At 42.0% G+C, this 17,223-nt stretch carries 13 protein-coding genes; 7 read left to right on the forward strand and 6 right to left on the reverse strand.

From position 1 onward, the window contains the following. Window positions 1-5 precede the first annotated feature (5 nt). The 3 genes from P1X15_RS21870 to P1X15_RS21880 all read right to left on the reverse strand — a co-directional run bounded on the left by P1X15_RS21870 (window position 6) and on the right by P1X15_RS21880 (window position 2,574). Window positions 6-716 (reverse strand): hypothetical protein, encoded by a 711-nt coding sequence (locus P1X15_RS21870; protein ID WP_277340272.1) that lies wholly within the window; start codon window positions 714-716, stop codon window positions 6-8. A gap of 83 nt (window positions 717-799) precedes the next feature. Continuing rightward, on the reverse strand, window positions 800-1,495 hold the full coding sequence (locus tag P1X15_RS21875; RefSeq protein WP_277340273.1) for a TIGR04283 family arsenosugar biosynthesis glycosyltransferase: 696 nt from the start codon (window positions 1,493-1,495) through the stop codon (window positions 800-802). Between the two features lie 11 nt (window positions 1,496-1,506). Continuing rightward, complete coding sequence (locus P1X15_RS21880; RefSeq protein WP_277340275.1) at window positions 1,507-2,574, reverse strand: BamA/TamA family outer membrane protein; 1,068 nt, start codon at window positions 2,572-2,574, stop codon at window positions 1,507-1,509. A gap of 96 nt (window positions 2,575-2,670) precedes the next feature. On the opposite strand from P1X15_RS21880, the gene P1X15_RS21885 reads away from it, so the two are divergent. Both P1X15_RS21885 and P1X15_RS21890 read left to right on the forward strand, forming a co-directional pair. Further along, the gene (locus tag P1X15_RS21885) at window positions 2,671-3,678 is read left to right on the forward strand and encodes an aminodeoxychorismate synthase component I (protein ID WP_277340276.1); all 1,008 of its coding nucleotides are present in this window, start codon (window positions 2,671-2,673) and stop codon (window positions 3,676-3,678) included. Next, on the forward strand, window positions 3,656-4,261 hold the full coding sequence (locus tag P1X15_RS21890) for an aminotransferase class IV (RefSeq protein ID WP_277340277.1): 606 nt from the start codon (window positions 3,656-3,658) through the stop codon (window positions 4,259-4,261). Before P1X15_RS21885 ends, P1X15_RS21890 begins: the two co-directional genes overlap by 23 nt. A 4-nt stretch (window positions 4,262-4,265) precedes the next feature. On the opposite strand, the gene P1X15_RS21895 is transcribed toward P1X15_RS21890, so the two are convergent. Continuing rightward, complete coding sequence (locus tag P1X15_RS21895) at window positions 4,266-7,304, reverse strand: SdrD B-like domain-containing protein (RefSeq protein WP_277340278.1); 3,039 nt, start codon at window positions 7,302-7,304, stop codon at window positions 4,266-4,268. A 396-nt stretch (window positions 7,305-7,700) separates the two neighbouring features. Further along, complete coding sequence (locus tag P1X15_RS21900) at window positions 7,701-8,153, reverse strand: transposase family protein (protein WP_277340279.1); 453 nt, start codon at window positions 8,151-8,153, stop codon at window positions 7,701-7,703. Between the two features lie 128 nt (window positions 8,154-8,281). Between P1X15_RS21900 and priA the strand changes: the two genes are divergently transcribed. Together priA and pyk are read left to right on the forward strand one after the other, a co-directional pair. Continuing rightward, a complete protein-coding gene (gene priA / locus P1X15_RS21905; protein WP_277340280.1) occupies window positions 8,282-10,798 on the forward strand; it encodes a primosomal protein N' in 2,517 nt (838 codons plus the stop codon). Window positions 10,799-10,823: 25 nt separating this feature from the next. Next, window positions 10,824-12,284 (forward strand): pyruvate kinase, encoded by a 1,461-nt coding sequence (gene pyk / locus P1X15_RS21910; RefSeq protein ID WP_084650803.1) that lies wholly within the window; start codon window positions 10,824-10,826, stop codon window positions 12,282-12,284. 71 nt (window positions 12,285-12,355) lie between these two features. Here pyk and P1X15_RS21915 read toward each other — a convergent pair whose 3' ends face one another. Beyond that, the gene (locus tag P1X15_RS21915) at window positions 12,356-12,622 is read right to left on the reverse strand and encodes a SemiSWEET transporter (RefSeq protein WP_277340281.1); all 267 of its coding nucleotides are present in this window, start codon (window positions 12,620-12,622) and stop codon (window positions 12,356-12,358) included. Window positions 12,623-13,068: 446 nt separating this feature from the next. Between P1X15_RS21915 and ilvD the strand changes: the two genes are divergently transcribed. From ilvD to ilvN, 3 genes are read left to right on the forward strand one after another with little or no spacing between them, the layout of a single operon-like run. After that, a complete protein-coding gene (gene ilvD, locus P1X15_RS21920; RefSeq protein ID WP_277340282.1) occupies window positions 13,069-14,754 on the forward strand; it encodes a dihydroxy-acid dehydratase in 1,686 nt (561 codons plus the stop codon). Between the two features lie 34 nt (window positions 14,755-14,788). Further along, complete coding sequence (gene ilvB / locus P1X15_RS21925; protein WP_277340283.1) at window positions 14,789-16,588, forward strand: biosynthetic-type acetolactate synthase large subunit; 1,800 nt, start codon at window positions 14,789-14,791, stop codon at window positions 16,586-16,588. 31 nt (window positions 16,589-16,619) lie between these two features. Continuing rightward, window positions 16,620-17,156: an acetolactate synthase small subunit gene (gene ilvN, locus P1X15_RS21930; protein ID WP_277340284.1), complete on the forward strand. Its 537-nt coding sequence runs from the start codon at window positions 16,620-16,622 to the stop codon at window positions 17,154-17,156. Window positions 17,157-17,223 lie beyond the last annotated feature (67 nt).

The raw sequence follows: 17,223 nt of genomic DNA on the forward strand, positions 1-17,223 counted from the left end.
CTTGGTTATTGACATTCAAATGTGAATTCATACACATGCTGGGCAAACTCAGTCCAGCGGAGCTTTTCGCCTATTTTTTTGACAAGGCTTGGACAACTCGAATACATCACTTTGATTTCATCTTCATATTCCTTTTTCTTAAGTTTTTTGGCGGGAAAGTCGCCTACTTGCACATAGTAAGACTTGTCGTCGCCGCCCGCCATTGTGAAACCTCCTACGCCTACGCGCATGGTCTCAGCAGCAAAGGGGTCATGAAATACTTTGATTTTGCTGTTGAAGCCGGGGTTTAGCAATTGCATCAGGAGCATCTCTTGATCTTTCTTAATCACTACCTTGGCTTTTTCAAAATAAGCGTAGCCTTTTTTGATGATTTCACTATCGATGTATTGAGCATCCCATTTTTTGACTTTGGTGCTTACATCCATATTGGTTGATAATTTTGAAAACCCACTTGGCATCAAATACATTGATTTGATTTGCTCGGGCTTGAGCTTGATTTTTTTGCCGTTAGCATCTTTGATTGTGACCTCTTGGATAAGCCCTTTACGGCGGTCTAAGTCTTCTAATGTACCTTCTATTTTGGAGCCATCTTCCAAATGAATATAGGAAGTTTCTTTGCCCGAAAAGCGGTCATAAGCAGGAATAAAGTCTTGGGATATAGCGTTTTGTGCTATCAAAATCCCCAAAAAAAGTAGGAGTTGAAAGGAGTGCTGCATGTTTTTTTTAGTTTCTGAGGGGCAAAAGTAAAATAAAGAAACATGGCAAAAGGGAATTGCTAGAATTATTGATTTAGCGGGAGTCAGTGTAGCATTTTTTTATAAATGTGCGCTATTTTCAAGGGCGAGGTCCCTAGTTTGAAGAGTGTCATGGCTACCAAATTCGCAATTTGAACTCTCAACCAGCTATTGTTGTCATATTTTCGGGCTGATATAAGAACATTTTTAGGAATAACTTTAAAGAAAGACCGATTTTGACGCCATAGACGGCGGAGCAAATCATACTCTTCCATGATTACGTAACGTTCATCAAACCCGTTGAGCTTGTCAAACCATTCACGAGTGATAAACAAAGTTTGGTCTCCACCTCTTACCGCGAGCAGTTTGAAGCGGGTGAAATAATTATTGATTTTGAGTAAAGTCTTGGGAGAATCGAATCTAAAACGATAACAGCCTGATTGGAAGCCTTCTTGAATGGCTCCTAAGATATCTTGAGCAAATCCCAAAGGGGGGCGAGCATCGGCATGGATAAAATACAAAATATTTCCCTTGGCCATATGTGCACCAAAATTCATCTGGGCGGCGCGGCCTTTTTGCGGAGACCTCACTGCCACGGCGCCTGCTTTGAGGGCCACAGCGAGAGTGTGGTCGATGCTCCCGCCATCTACTACTATAATTTCTACAATGCTTGAATCCTCGTCCTTTTGAAGGTGCTGTACTAAATTTTCAATGTTTTTTTCTTCATTCAGGGTTGGAATGATGACAGAGATAGTGTGCATATATTGAGGTGTTAAAAAGCTTCTCCAATGGTAAAATAAAAATTGCCGCCATCCTTGCCCAAGGCATAATCAAGGCGAATATTGAGATGGTCGCGTCGATTAGCGGTAAATCGTATGCCTGTGCCGTAGGTAAATTTGGGGTCATTAAACCTCAAAAGATCTTTTTGATTGCCTAAAACTGCCGATGATGCAAATAGCACCCCTCCCCACCTTCTGAAAATATTGAAACGAAGCTCGGTTTGGGCTAAAAGTAGATTGTCGTCGCGGAAACGTCCCTGGTAGTAGCCGCGCATCCGTTTGCTTCCTCCTACTTCCGAAAGCATATTGAAGGGAGCATCACCTCGGGTAAAGCTGCCTAAAAGATTGCCGACCAAAATCATTTTTCCTCCTGCTTTTCGATAAGCAGAGAGGTCGGCTGTGAGTCTCTCAAAGCTAACATTGCTCCCCCAAATAGGGGCATTGTGGAAAAAGGCGATGTCGAGTAGGGTACCTTTAGAAGGGAAAAAAATAACATCACGTGTATCGTACAACAAGCCCAGACCTACCCCCGAAGTAATACTGCGAGGAATGCCGGGTACTTTTGCTTTGTCAAAATCGCCGTTAGGCTCTGTTTGGGTGATTTTATAATCTTCGTACTGATAGCGAAGCCCCACATACAGATGAGGTAGTATTTTTTTGAGGGCGTTGATTTTGATACGTGGAAAATCCACGCCGTATGTTTCGCGAGGAATAGTGACCTGACCGATGCCGTAGTAATAATAGTTGTATTTGTAGAAGCCCAGTTCGCCATAAAAATAATATTGGGCATTTTTGAGAAAGATTTGGAACGGTAAATAGTAGAGAGATTGTTTCAGTTGCGTAAACACCACTCCTACAGTAGCTTGCGAAGGGCGGGCGTTGACGGAGTCTTTGGGGAAGCGAAAAGTAGCAGTCAGTGCGGCGCCGTAAGCCCATTGCGTTTCGGGGGTATAATACACTGCTGGAAAAGGCAAAAGACTCAGTGTCTTTTTTTGACTGTGTACGTTTTGAAAACCTAACCCATAGACAAATAAAACAGCCATCAGTATAGGCCTAAGCATGGGTATGTAGAAGAAATGAAAAGCCGTCACACGGTCTCTCACAACATTTTTGATAATTTTTGACAAGCTAGCGAAAGTTACGATTTTTGCGTTCAAATGATACAGACTCTCTCGACGGCGGACGCCATCCAACGAATGAATGACTACGGGCATCGCCGTATTCCTTTCTTGTTTATTATCGACTTTTTGACCAAAAAACCGATTGTTTTAGCTTTAAAGGATATTGACCACGCAGATGTGTTGTATGATTTTAATGGAAAAACCAACGCTCCAGCCATGAAAGTAAATTTGGAGACGTCTGTTTTCTTTCATAAACATCCCTTGCCTTTAGAGTCATATCAGCCTAAATTTGAATATGTTGTTAATCAATTGAAACGCGGAAATTCGTTTTTGGTTAACTTATCCATATGTACGAAAATTGAGACCAATTTAGATTTGAAAGGTATATTTCTGCGCAGTAGGGCAAAATACAAACTTTGGTGGGCTGAAAAATTTGTGTGTTTTTCTCCCGAAATATTTGTCCAAGTCAAGGGCGATAGGATAGCTTCATTTCCTATGAAGGGTACTATTGATGCAGATATTGTGGGAGCAGAGAGACTAATTTTATCAAATTTGAAAGAAGCCGCCGAACATGCCACTATCGTAGACTTGATTCGTAATGATTTGAGCATGGTGGCTCAAAAAGTATGGGTAGAAAGGTATCGATATGTGGATACAATCCGTACCAATCAAAAATCCCTTCTCCAAGTTAGTTCTGAAATTGCGGGGAAAATGCCGCTTAATTGGCGCGAAACACTCGGCGATTGGTTGTTTAGGCTTTTACCGGCAGGTTCTATCAGCGGAGCTCCTAAACCCCGTACTCTCGAAATCATTCAAGAAGCCGAAGGGTATGAACGGGGCTATTATACTGGAATAGCGGGCATTTTCGACGGTGAAAATTTAGATAGTGGGGTTTTGATTCGGTTTATTGAAAATATAGAAGGGCAACTTACCTTCAAAAGTGGTGGGGGTATTACGGCTCGTAGTGAGGCTCTGCCTGAGTATCAAGAAGTATTGGACAAAGTGTATTTACCATTTTTAAATGAACTCACCCCTATTTATTGAGACCATTCGACTGAGCGATGGCGTTTTGTCTAATTTAGTATATCATGATTTGCGTCTTAATCATACCAGAAAGGTATTCTTAAATCAATCTAATGTATGGGAATTAGGACGGTTGATACAAGTGCCAAAAGAATGTCAGATAGGCTTGTACAAATGCCGTGTGACCTATGGTTTGCACGTGGAAAATATAGAATTTGAAATTTATCAACCCAGAATTATTCAACGGCTTCGGCTCATCAATGATGATAATATTGAATACAATTTTAAGTACAAAAACCGGACATCGTTGATGGCTCTCTTCGAACAAAGAGCAGAGGCTGATGATGTGGTTATTGTAAAAAAGGGACTGATCACAGATGCTTCTTATGCCAACATAGCTTTTTGGGATGGTAGTCGCTGGGTCACTCCTGATAGACCTCTTTTGGCGGGGACTCGTCGCGCCGCTTTGATCGCAGAAGGCGTATTAGTACCTCAAAAAATACGAGCAGAAGATTTATCAACTTTCTCTTCTGCTCGTCTAGTAAATGCTATGTTAGATTTTCAATCGACACCACTTATTGAAATAAGCAACATCAGTTATTGAATTTCTATTCTTTAATTTTTTTAGCTTCAAACTTAACACACCGTTCTATACATTCACAGTGATCTTGAACCACTATGGGACAGCAGTTTTGTGTAGGGCAGATACCGCCCGCAATTTTGACAGTGTAGTTGCCCGCCGAATTTACTTCTAAAGTTTGATTTGTAGCCGTTTGGATAATCGTGTCATTTTTGTACCATTGATAAGAACTAGAGCCCTCGGGTGCTTTAAGAATGGTTTTTTGACTGTTGGCCACACAAATATTGACGGGTACACTGATACATTCTAGCGAAAAATCATCCTCAGTGGTGATGTTGTTGTTGGGGGAAGAATCTATGTCTGTTCCTGCGGCATTTTCTACTTCAACTATATTGCATACAAGGCCACCTTCAAAAGTGCTGTTTTCTGGTATCTGGACTGTGAGGATAAGAGTATCTGATTTACCAGCATTGAGCTTAAGGTTACCCCATAGGTGGGTCGTTGCATTGTAAGTACTAGCGGTGGCATCGTATCCCATTAAAGTAAAGATAGAATTCAGATTAACTTTTATCCTTACACTATCTGCGATGGCTTCAGGGTCGGTTGCAGTATTGCGTATCACTATTTCAAACTTTATTTCCTCCCCTTTTTGATAAGTACATTTATCACCCACTACTCTCTGAACGATGGCCAAATCATAGGCTGGTGTTTCTTTGAGCATTAGACCCAAATCTGCATAGTGGTTGGTTCGGTAATTGGCCGAAGTCAGCACCGGAATAAATGCGTACGAACCATCTGCGCTAATGGCCGCATCCGAGTCGCGGACTAAGCTTTCTGCACCGCTAGCGACTTGTTTAGGAGCAACAGTTAAGATGTCTTGGATAGGAGTTGAAGTAGTCACTTGTTTAGCTAAGAGAGAATTTGACGACTCAGGTAAGTCGATACTTTGGGTTAAGCTTAATCTGACTTCATAAGCATGGTTGGCTTTTACGCCACCTGTTACGTTGGCATCATTGAAATAATATTGTCCTCCATTAGAAGTGGTATCGCGGGCTATTTCGGCGCCATTTGCTTCCATGTCATGTAAGGTAATGACAAGGCCATCCAACAGAGATTCGTTAGGATCTTGAATGCCGTTTCTGTTGGTATCAAGCCACAAAAGGTTTCCAATTTCAAGTGGGGGATTTTGGCATAATGCTGTCAAATCTCCTACACCCCCAGATTTGCCAAGGGAGCCAGGACTTAATGAATAAACCGAGAAGCTACGATTTCTTTTGCCCGTTTTGGTATCGAAGGCAATAAATCCCGTAGAAAGATAGAGTCCATGTATGGGATCCATAGAAGATACTAATATCTCTTGGTTACCAGGCATTTTGAGCAATCCCCCATTGGTAATTTCGGCGTGACCTACCCCCCCAGAACCATTGAGCCAGTAGTCTTCGCAGAAAAACTCTCCTCCCCCAGGGCCTGAGTTGGTATTGGAGCCACATCCCAAAAGGTCACCTGACTGCGCATTGTTTTCGAGCGTAAAAGTACCGTTTGCATTGCGTTGAGCGCGTACTAAGTCCCCACTCATAAATCCGTAATAATTGAGAGTATCGTCGGGAGCAATACCTGGCTGATTTTGGCCAGTTTGTAAGCCAAGCCGATCCAAAAACGATAAAAGGAGAGAGCCATCGTCGTCAAATTCTAAATCAGAAAGAATAGGTTGGGGATAAACCGCAAATGCTGCAATAGGGTCGGGTGCACCTAAAGGATAATTACATTGTTTGGGAAACTGATTCGTCCAAGGGTTCCAAGTTGTAATAGTATCACATCCTTGAGTGTTGTCGATAGGGCCACGGGGATAGTCAAGCCCAAACTCAAAAATGTTACTAAATTGTTTGGTGGTTAAATCAAACTTATAAACAGCGGCTTTTAGATCTGATTTTTTCTGGGAAGTTGCGCCTGTACATACTACTCCCACATACAAATCCCCACGATAATATTTGAGTGCCCAAGGCACAAACTCGCCATTGGAGCAGTTGGGATGAGGAATATTGTAAGATTTTACATTCGCTTCTGCTGCCGAAGAAGGTGCTTTAAGTGGGGTTTGTATGGCAAAGCTATAGAGTTTTTGATCATATAAGTTTACTAGAAACAAAGTGTCTTGCCAAGGGGAGAGTTGGCTTCCTCCAATACCTATTTTGCCTGCCATTTGAAAAGCAAGTGAATCTCTAGAGCGGGCGGTTTTGGAAGCTGGCAAAATATTTACTTGAGTGATAGGGTCAAGATGAGGGTCAGGTCCAGTGTCGATGCCTATCTTTTTGACATCAAGAAAATTATTGACCGCTCCTGTAGTAAGGTCTATACTGTAATAGCCGCCTGTCCCTAAAGGCCCTAATCCCACATGCCGGCGAGTAATTGCCCCCACAAGCAGGAGGTTGGTGGCGCGTTGGTAGGCGGCAATCCAAGTAGAGCCAATTTGGTTAGCTTTGGCAAGTTTTTCCATTGGTGAACCTGTGGGTGTACCTGCCTCACCTTTGGCTTGGTAATCCACCAAAATTAAAGCGGGGTCTTGGGCCGCGTCTCCATCTTTGAGGGGGTCGCCCATGGCATAGCAAGCCGTAACAATTTTTAATTCTTCCGCAGAAGTACAAAGTTCATCATTGTTTATAATTCCTAAGTTAACTCCTACCGCAGGGGCTTTGACAAACTGTACACCACTGTAGTTTTGGCTTCCTACAAAACTTTCATAAAAGGTCTTAGGAAGGTCTGAAAATTCGACTCTAGCAACACTATCGGGGGGAATTTGAGAACTGCTAAAAGAGAAATTTCCTGATGAATCAGTGTGAGTTTCAAAGATGTTAGATTTTGTACCTACAAAAATTTTGACTTTGATGCCACCAATACCAGGCTCGAAAGGAGAGGTGTTGGTTTTGAGGCCATTGCCATTGAAATCAATAAACACATTGCCGCTGATTTGGCCATAGGTGCAGAATGAAAACAAAAGATAAATAAATAGCAAAGTCCAATGCCTCTTAAAAAAGAGTTTGTTGTAGGGCTGTTGTTGAATGACTATTTTCATCACTAAGCGAACTTTTGGGTGGTCAAATAATAAATAATCAAAGTGGGTACGGTACAATGAAAAATCAAAGAGGGTAAAGTCAACAGTATTTTATATTTATAGATATAATATATTATAAGGTTAATGGTCGAGTGATTTCGATTAAAAGACATAGAAATGTCGTATCGATGTTATCACAACGAGATAGTTTGACGAGGCGTTGTTGTGCCTTTTTTAGATATGTTAAGTTTATATCTGAATAAACTTGTAAGCAGTGTCAGATTATAATTAACTACTTGTCAGATATATTGATACAGTGACAAAGATTATTATGATCATACGTTGAGTTTTTTATTCCAATCAAAACAGAATCAATAATGATGCCATTTTGATTGGATATTAGACATAACTTTTTTTCTAATTTTTTGGGGATATTTTTTTATATCCGAAAGAGACAGGAAGATAATCGCGTTTTAGTATATTCAGTATTTCTTCCTGTTTGCGCTTGGGAATGACGCGAGGTGCAGCTTCCAAAACTTGTCCCAGAAGGCGCTCAATAAGAGATAGATACTTGCTAGCCTTAGGCTGATCAATCCCAAAGCCAAGGGCTAATTCGGCTTGATTTATCTGGCCTTTGAGGTAAATAAGGCCAAATAAAAGTGCATCTCTTGAATCGGGAAAAATACTGTTTCGACGTATAGATGCCTGTCTAAAACGAGGCATACCATCAAGCGTAAATTTAGAAAAATGAGCCTGCCAAAAGTGTTCAAAGTGGTAGTGTAGGGCTTCGAATTCGGCGGGTTTGTAGCCAGTGAGTTTTTTTAAAAGAGCGTCATCATGACGCAATTCTTCATAGCGATAAGTAATCATTGTAGTTAAAATTTTCTGTAGGGTATATGTCATTTATTTGACATACTACACATGTCAAATATCTTGCCAGTATAAAGATTATGAAATGAAAACATTATCTTGCGGTTTCATTTATTGGGTCAAAAAACGTGTTGACGACAGAAAACGAAGATTTTGCTTGGGAAGAAGTGACGCTGTTTGCGGATTTGATTTTGCCAGTACCTGTATCGCAGCTGTTTACTTATAGAGTTCCTAGGGCTATGGCCCCTTTTATCAAAAATGGTGCCAGAGTAGTAGTGCCATTTGGTAAGAATAGAGTCGTGACAGGAGTCGTGGCACATATTCACCACACTCCTCCTAATCGCTATCAAGCCAAATATATTGCAGAGCTACTCGACGAAGAGCCGTTGATTACTCCTTACCAAATTGAGCTTTTTCATTGGATTGCAGAATATTACTTGTGTCATGTAGGTGAAGTACTCAATGTAGCTTTACCTTCTGGACTCAAAATTACGAGTCAGTCTAAGATTCAGTTTAACCCTGATTTTGATTATCCTGATTTGCTGACAGAGGAAGAGAACGAGCTTTTAGAAGAAATAAAAAAATATCAATCACTTACTTATGAAGAGGTAAGTAAGAGGGTAGGAATACAAAATATCAACCCTCTCATCAAGTCTCTTATTGGCAAAAGAGCGATTTTGCTTTTTGAAGAAGTAAAAGAGAAATATAAGCCTAGAATTGTAAAAAAAATTAAACTCAATGGTATATACGAAACCAAAGAAAATGTACTAGAATTGATCTCCCAACTTGAGCGGTATCCTAAGCAACAAGAAGTGCTTATGAGGTACATTAGTCAAGTTCCGGTACAAAATGTACCTCATGCCAACCGTGCAGGCTTAGAAAAAAGTTTTTTTTCGCAGGCAGAAGACCTATCAGACTCGGCATTAAGTACCCTTATTAAGAAGGGAGTGTTTGAAGAGTTTGAAGTCACAGTATCTCGATTTGCTGATGTAAAGCCCGACTTTAATACTGATATCAAGATTGAGCTTACTTCAGCTCAGCAGCGTGCCTTCGATGAGATTATTTCCCAATTTCAAGAAAAGGATACCGTGCTACTGCACGGAGTCACGGGTAGTGGCAAAACCGAAGTCTATATTCACTTAGCTCAGCAAGTATTGGCAAGTGGCTCACAAGTGCTTTTTTTACTGCCCGAAATAGCCCTCACTACCCAAATCGTGGTGCGACTCAAAAAAGTGTTTGGGGATAAGTTGGGAATTTATCATTCCAAATTTTCGGACAACGAACGTGTCGAAGTGTGGAAAGGGGTAGTATCGGGGCAGTTTCAGTTGGTAGTAGGAGTGAGGTCTGCTATTTTTTTGCCCTTCGATAGTCTAGGCCTTATCATTGTAGATGAAGAGCATGAAAGTTCTTATAAACAGTATGACCCTGCTCCTCGTTATCACGCAAGAGATGTGTCGATAGTGGCCGCTCAAAGACAACGTGCGAAGGTATTGCTAGGGTCTGCTACGCCTGCTCTTGAATCTTATTATCAAGCGTTGAATGGGCGTTATGGCTTGGTAAAACTTACCGAAAGATACGGAAAAGCAAGTATGCCTTCGTTTGTACTGATAGATACAAAACAAGAGCGCAAAAGCAAAAAGATGAAGTACGAATTTTCGTCGGTGCTTTTAGATGAGCTTCGCGACACTCTTGACCGCAACGAGCAAAGCATTATTTTTCAAAACCGGCGTGGGTATTCGTCTTACTTGCAGTGTGAAGAGTGCGCTTGGATTGGCGAATGTGAAAATTGTGCAGTAAGCTTGACCTATCATCAAAAAGACGCAGAGCTTCGGTGTCATTATTGCGGGCATACAGAAGCGGTCCCTAAATTTTGCCCTACTTGTGGTTCTACCAAAGTACGTACGGTGGGTTTTGGTACCGAAAAGCTCGAAGACCAACTAAAAATATTTTTTCCGACAGCTCGTGTGGCACGCATGGACTTAGATACGACTCGCGCCAAAAACGCCTATAAAGAGATGATTGAGGATATTGAACAGGGGAATGTAGATATTTTGGTAGGGACTCAGATGATTAGTAAAGGGTTGGATTTTGAGAATGTGAGCGTGGTGGGGGTCTTTGATGCCGACAGGATGATTCATTTTCCAGACCTTAGAGCTGCCGAAAGGGCTTTTCAATTGATAACTCAAGTCAGTGGTAGAGCTGGTCGCCGTGCCGACCGCAAAGGCAAAGTTTTGATTCAGACTGGCAATCCAGGACAAAAGATTTTACAAAAAATTATTACGAATGATTATGACGGGATGTATGAGGAGGAAATCATCGAACGCGAGCAGTTTAAGTATCCTCCTTTTACGAGGCTTATCAAATTGACAGTGAGGCATTTGGAACAAGATATGGCACAGCATGCTGCTCAAAAATTAACCCAATTATTGGTTGATAAAATGGGGCTAGATAGGGTGCTAGGACCTCAACCTCCACTAGTCGAACGCATCCGAAATAGGTTTTTGTTTGACATTCTTATTAAACTCGAACGCGAAAAAGTTAATTTTAAGGCCGCAAAGACTTTTATACTCGAAAAAGTAACAGATATATTAACGGATAAAACCTTAAAAGGGGCAGATGTAACCATAGATGTGGATTGCCTCTAATATAATTATCAAAAACCTAACCACGATGATTAGTAAAAAGACCAAGATTGTTGCTACTGTAGGTCCCACTTCTGAATCTTCAGAAATACTTTATGCTTTAGCGAAAGCAGGTGTGAATGTTTTTAGATTAAATTTTTCGCACGGCTCTCACGCCGATCACTTAGAGCGTATCAAACGTATTCGCGAAAACAATACTAACTACGGCCTCAGCATTGGAATTTTGCAAGACTTACAAGGTCCCAAAATTAGGATTGGTAACGTCGAGCATAAAGACGGCGTAAAAATAGTAGCTGGTCAAGAATTGGTTTTCACCAATGATGATATCGTCGGCACCTCGGAGCGTGTTAGTACTCCTTATAAAGGAATGTACCAAGATGTAAAGGTAGGTGAACGTATTTTGATGGATGATGGCAAGCTCGAAGTAAAAGTACTAAGGGTAGAAGGAACGGATGTAGTCACTGAGGTGGTGTATGATGGCATGTTGAAATCCAAGAAAGGCGTAAACCTTCCCAATACTAAGGTCTCAATGCCGTCTGTTACTGAAAAAGACTACGAAGATTTAGATTTTGGCCTAGAGCATGATGTAGAGTGGATTGCTCTTTCGTTTGTGCGCTATGCGTCGGATATCCAAGAAGTAAAAGACTACATCAAGGCCAAAGGTAAAAATTGCCGCGTAGTAGCCAAAATTGAAAAGCCAGAGGCCGTAGCCAATATAGATGGAATCATCGAAGCTACTGATGCTATAATGGTAGCTCGCGGAGACTTGGGGGTAGAGCTGCCTGCCGAAGAAGTACCGATGATTCAAAAGATGATTGTCGAAAAATGTAATCGTGCCGCCAAGCCCGTCATTGTAGCCACTCAAATGCTCGAAAGCATGATTGAGGCGCCACGCCCTACCCGTGCCGAAATAAACGATATTGCCAATTCGGTATTGGACGGAGCCGATGCCGTAATGCTAAGTGCCGAAACAGCCTCAGGACGGTATCCGATAGAGTCGGTCACAAGTATGGCTAATACCATTTATCAAGTAGAAATTACCGAAGCCGCTAAAAAGGCAGATGATACTCAAATCTATTTTAAATATCATGCCGCGGTCAATGACAACCCTGGCCCTAGTGTTTTGAACGACAATGTAGTAATGAGCGCTTGTCGATTGGCACGTGATACCCAAGCCAAAGCTATCATAGGTGTGACACGCTCAGGCTATACTGCTATACGCCTCTCGCACCACCGTCCAGAGGCTGATTTGTATATATTCACCCCCAATCGTCAGTTGATGTGTACATTGGCGTTGTATTGGGGAGTAAAAGCGATTTATTATGATCGTGAGGATCTCTCGTCGGATGATTTAATAGAAGATATCAAGCAAGTTCTTATCGAAAGAGGAGCGCTTCATACAGGCGATATTTTTGTGAATACCCTAAGTATGCCTATCAGTAAGCATCGCAAGACCAACGCAGTGAAGCTGAGTGTAGTAGGAGGATAAGTTTTAAGAGGATAGTATCACGCCCTTTCTTAAGTCATATTTTGGCTTAGAGAGGGCGTTTTTTGTGGGGCTTATTTTGACAAATTAGCTTCGTTATATTTCCATTTGAAATAGAGAATAACGAAAGACAAAATCAATGTGACGGCATTGGCTGCCACTACAGGGAAGGAATGAGTCATAATCCCATATCCTAGCCATAGCGCTACACCTAGCGTAAATAGAAGAAACATCGCAAGCGATACATCTTTTACAGACTTAGTACGATATATCTGTAAAACTTGGGGGACAAAAGCAAGAGTGGTCAAAGTTCCGGCTACATAGCCAATAATCTCGAGCATAGCTGTATTTAAATGTATTATATATTTTTATTAGCGGAAAAGTTATATAAAAAGTTTCAATTTGATTTAATATTATTTGTTTAGTACAATAAGTCGTTGTTCTTTTACAATATTTTTCTTTAGAAAGCCTCATCGAAGGGGAAATTATAATGTCACAACTGTTTTATGGGTATATGATTCAGAAACGCACTTTTAAATTAATAAAATACAAAAATGTAAGATTTTGTTTGGAAAATAGAAAGTGAGTCTTTTTATTTGTAACGCAAATACGCAATTAGCGTAATTTCGCTAAAAGAAAAATTTTGCTAAAAAATGTTTAACATAATACTAGTCGTCGTGGTCGTCATTATCAGCACCCAAATGGTGTGAGTGGAACCTGATTGCTAAACCAAAAGCCTCACTCACACCTCCAATGAGTGGGGCTTTTTTTTAACATAACCTCCTATATGTCAGAACAACTCAACAAATTCAGTCGTACGCTTACACAAGAAGTAACCAATCCCGCCGCCAAAGCGATGTTGTATGGGGTAGGGTTGACGCAGGAAGACATGCAAAAAGCCCAGATAGGTATCGCTAGTACGGGCTATGAAGGCAATACCTGCAATATGCACCTCAATGGGCTATCGGTGCACGTTAAGAAAGGTATCCAGGAAAATGGCATGGTAGGTCTTATTTTTCATACCATCGGAGTTTCGGACGGAATGACCAACGGCAACAATGGCATGAGCTATTCTTTGCCAAGTCGTGATTTGATTGCCGACTCTATCGAAAACGTAGTAGGGGCTCAGTGGTACGACGGAGTGATTGCCGTAGTAGGTTGTGATAAAAATATGCCCGGTGCTATGATGGCCATTGCTAGGCTCAATCGCCCTGCCATGCTTGTATACGGAGGCACTATCCGCACGGGTGAGTACAAAGGCCAAAAATTAGACATTATCTCGGCATTTGAGGCACTTGGTAAAAAGTTTGCGGGGACTATTTCAGACGAAGATTACGAAGGCGTTATTCAAAATGCTATTCCAGGTGCAGGAGCTTGCGGCGGAATGTACACCGCCAATACCATGGCAAGCTCGATGGAAGCAATGGGACTCACTCTGCCAAACTCATCGACTTATCCCGCTACTCATGAAGGCAAAAAAGCCGAGTGTATCGCTATCGGCGCTGCTATGAAGCAGCTATTAGAAAAAAATATTTGCCCACGTGACATCATGACGCGCAAAGCATTTGAAAATGCAATGACCGTAGTGATGGCGTTAGGGGGGTCTACCAATGCGGTTTTACACTACTTAGCCATTGCGCGAGCAGCAGAAGTAGATTTTACGTTGAAAGATATCCAAGATATATCTGATCGTACACCGCTCATTGCCGACCTTAAGCCTTCTGGCAAATACTATATGGAAGATGTGCTCGCGATTGGGGGTATCCCAGCCGTGATGAAATACCTCTATCAAAAAGGATTTTTGCACGGAGATTGCCTCACGGTGACAGGCAAAACGGTGGCCGAAAACTTGGCAGATGCTCCTGACCTTAGTTTTGATACCCAAAAAATCATATTCCCTATTGAGCAGGCACTCAAGTCTACCGGACACTTGCAAGTCTTATACGGAAACCTTGCTACCGAAGGAGCCGTTGCCAAAATTACGGGCAAAGAAGGGGAGCGCTTTGAAGGAATTGCTAAGGTTTGCGAACGTGAAGAAGAAGTTATAGAATATATCTCTAAGGGCGAAATCAAAGCGGGGCATGTAATAGTAATCCGCAATGAAGGTCCTAAAGGTGGCCCAGGAATGCCCGAAATGCTTAAACCTACGTCGGCCGTCATGGGAGCGGGATTAGGAGATAAGATTGCGATGATTACGGATGGCCGTTTTTCGGGCGGAACGCACGGGTTTGTAGTAGGGCACGTTACGCCAGAAGCGTATTTAGGTGGCAACATCGCTCTAGTAAAAGACGGGGACAAAATTACCATAGATGCGGTCAATAATGTATTGCAACTACATGTATCGGACGAAGAACTCGCCGAACGCCGTAAAGAATGGAAACAGCCAGAGCCTCCTTTCAAAAAGGGAACCCTCGGTAAGTATATTCGTAATGTAAAAACAGCAAGTGAAGGCTGTGTGACCGACGAAGCATAACGCAAAAAATAAAACAAATTAAAACCAAACTGTCATGGAAAACCATTCAACCATGATTGCACAGCAAGACACTGTTGCTATCGACACTCCTGTAGCGCAGGAAATCCCCGCTACCAATGGCAAAGCTGTAGCAGATAATCCCCGCATTCTTTCGGGCGCTCAGGCGCTGATGGAATCCCTGATTGCAGAAGGAACGGAGGTGATTTTTGGGTATCCTGGCGGGGCTATTATGCCTACTTATGATGCCCTTTATGACTACACCGATCGCCTTGATCACATTTTAGTGCGACACGAACAAGGAGCAGGACATGCGGCTCAGGGGTACGCTCGTACTAGTGGAAAGCCGGGTGTATGTTTGGTTACATCGGGGCCGGGTGGTACAAACCTTGTGACTCCTATCGCTGATGCTATCATCGACTGTACACCTTTGGTGTGTATCATAGGTCAGGTAAAATCTACGCTTTTGGGAACTGATGCTTTTCAAGAAACAGACATCATCGGTGTGACTACGCCCGTTTGTAAATGGAATTATCAAATCACCCATGCTGACGAAGTGCCAGAGGTTTTAGCAAAAGCTTTTTATATCGCCACTTCAGGTAAGCCAGGCCCAGTAGTGATTGATTTTGCCCGTGATGCTCAAGTAGGTGCCATGACCAAAGCCTTTGAATATAAAAAAGTAGAATCTCTAGTAAGCTATAAGCCGAGGGTAGTTCCTAAGGACGAGCACGTAGAGAAAGCCGCTGATTTGATTAATAACGCCAAAAAACCTTACATTTTGTTTGGACACGGCGTACTTATATCAGGTGCGATGGAAGAATTTAAAGCTTTTGTCGAAAAAACGGACATTCCTTGCGCGAGTACTTTATTGGGGCTTTCAGCCATCCCTATTGACCATCCCAATTATATGGGTTGGCTTGGAATGCACGGCAATTACGGTACCAATGTTCTGACTACACAAGCAGATGTAATCATTGCTATTGGAATGCGTTTTGACGACCGTGTCACGGGCGATGCTACCAAATACATTCGCCAAGCTAAAGTGATTCATATCGAAATAGATCCTTCCGAAATCGATAAAATCATCAAGGCTGATGCACCCGTAGTAGGCGATGCCAAAGAAGTATTGAAGAAGCTTTTGCCTTTAGTGAAGGAAAACAATCATGCGGCTTGGAAAAGCGAATTTAAAAAGTATGATGTGATAGAAGATGAGAAGATTACGCAACGGGAATTGAAGCCAGAAGGAGAAATAAAAATGGCTGAAGTGGTACGTATGCTTTCTGAAAAAACCAAAGGAGAGGCTTGTATTATAGCGGACGTAGGGCAGCATCAGATGATTGCGGCGCGTTATTATCAATTCAAAAAACCCCATTCATACATTGCTTCTGGCGGTTTGGGCACGATGGGCTTTGCGATTCCTGCGGCATTTGGCGCTAAAAAAGGAGCGACTGAGCGCGAGGTAGTGGCTTTTATCGGTGACGGCTGCTTTCAAATGACCATCCAAGAACTAGGAACGATTGCACAGAGTGGCTTGGCCGTAAAGCTCATTATTCTCAACAACAACTATCTCGGCATGGTACGTCAGTGGCAGCAGCTGTTTTTTGAAAAACGTTATTCGTATGTGGAATTACAAAATCCAGATTTCATTACCATTGCAAAAGGATTTGGAATTCAAGGACATACTTGCTCCGACCGCGAAAATCTGAGCGACTCTTTGGATACTTTACTGAAATCTGATAAGCCATATTTGCTAGAAGTAATGGTCGAAAAAGAAGAGAATGTATTTCCGATGGTACCGGCAGGGGCAGCAGTGGCCGATATCAAACTCGAGTGCTAGAAGTATTTGTAGTTTTTATCATTGAAATTTTATGACAACATACACCATATGCATATTCACCGAAAATACGTTCGGTTTGCTCAATAAGATTACAATATTGTTTACACGCCGTCGCATCAATATTGAGAGTCTGACGGTGTCGGAAACAGAACGTAAGGGAGTCTCGCGCTATACGATTACAATCAAACACGAAAAACGCGAAGAAGTAGAGAAACTCGTCAAACAGATTCGGAAAGTGGTAGAAGTGTTGGCAGTATTTGGTTATCTAGACAATGAAATTGTTTATAACGAAATCGCTCTCTTTAAAATCGCTACGCCTATTGGCACGCGCCCTCTCGACATCGAAACTGTCAATAAAGTCTACAAAGCGTGGGTGGTTTATTGGGGATTGGATTATGTAGTGATAGAAAAAGCAGGTGATGAAGCCGAAATCTTGGATTTTTTCCGGTACATCAAGCCTTATGGTATCTTAGAATTTGTGAAATCGGGTCGTGTAGCGGTAGGTAAAACCCCCAATGGCTTAGTTGAGTTTTTGCCCGAAGAAGCGCATTGGGAGTATTATTTGTAGTACAAAAGGTTGATAATGAATCTTTGAAAGGAAAAGTACCGCCGAAAATTCGTGAGGAATACCCAAA

The organism is Runella sp. MFBS21 (assembly GCF_029433105.1).
Classification (GTDB): domain Bacteria; phylum Bacteroidota; class Bacteroidia; order Cytophagales; family Spirosomataceae; genus Runella.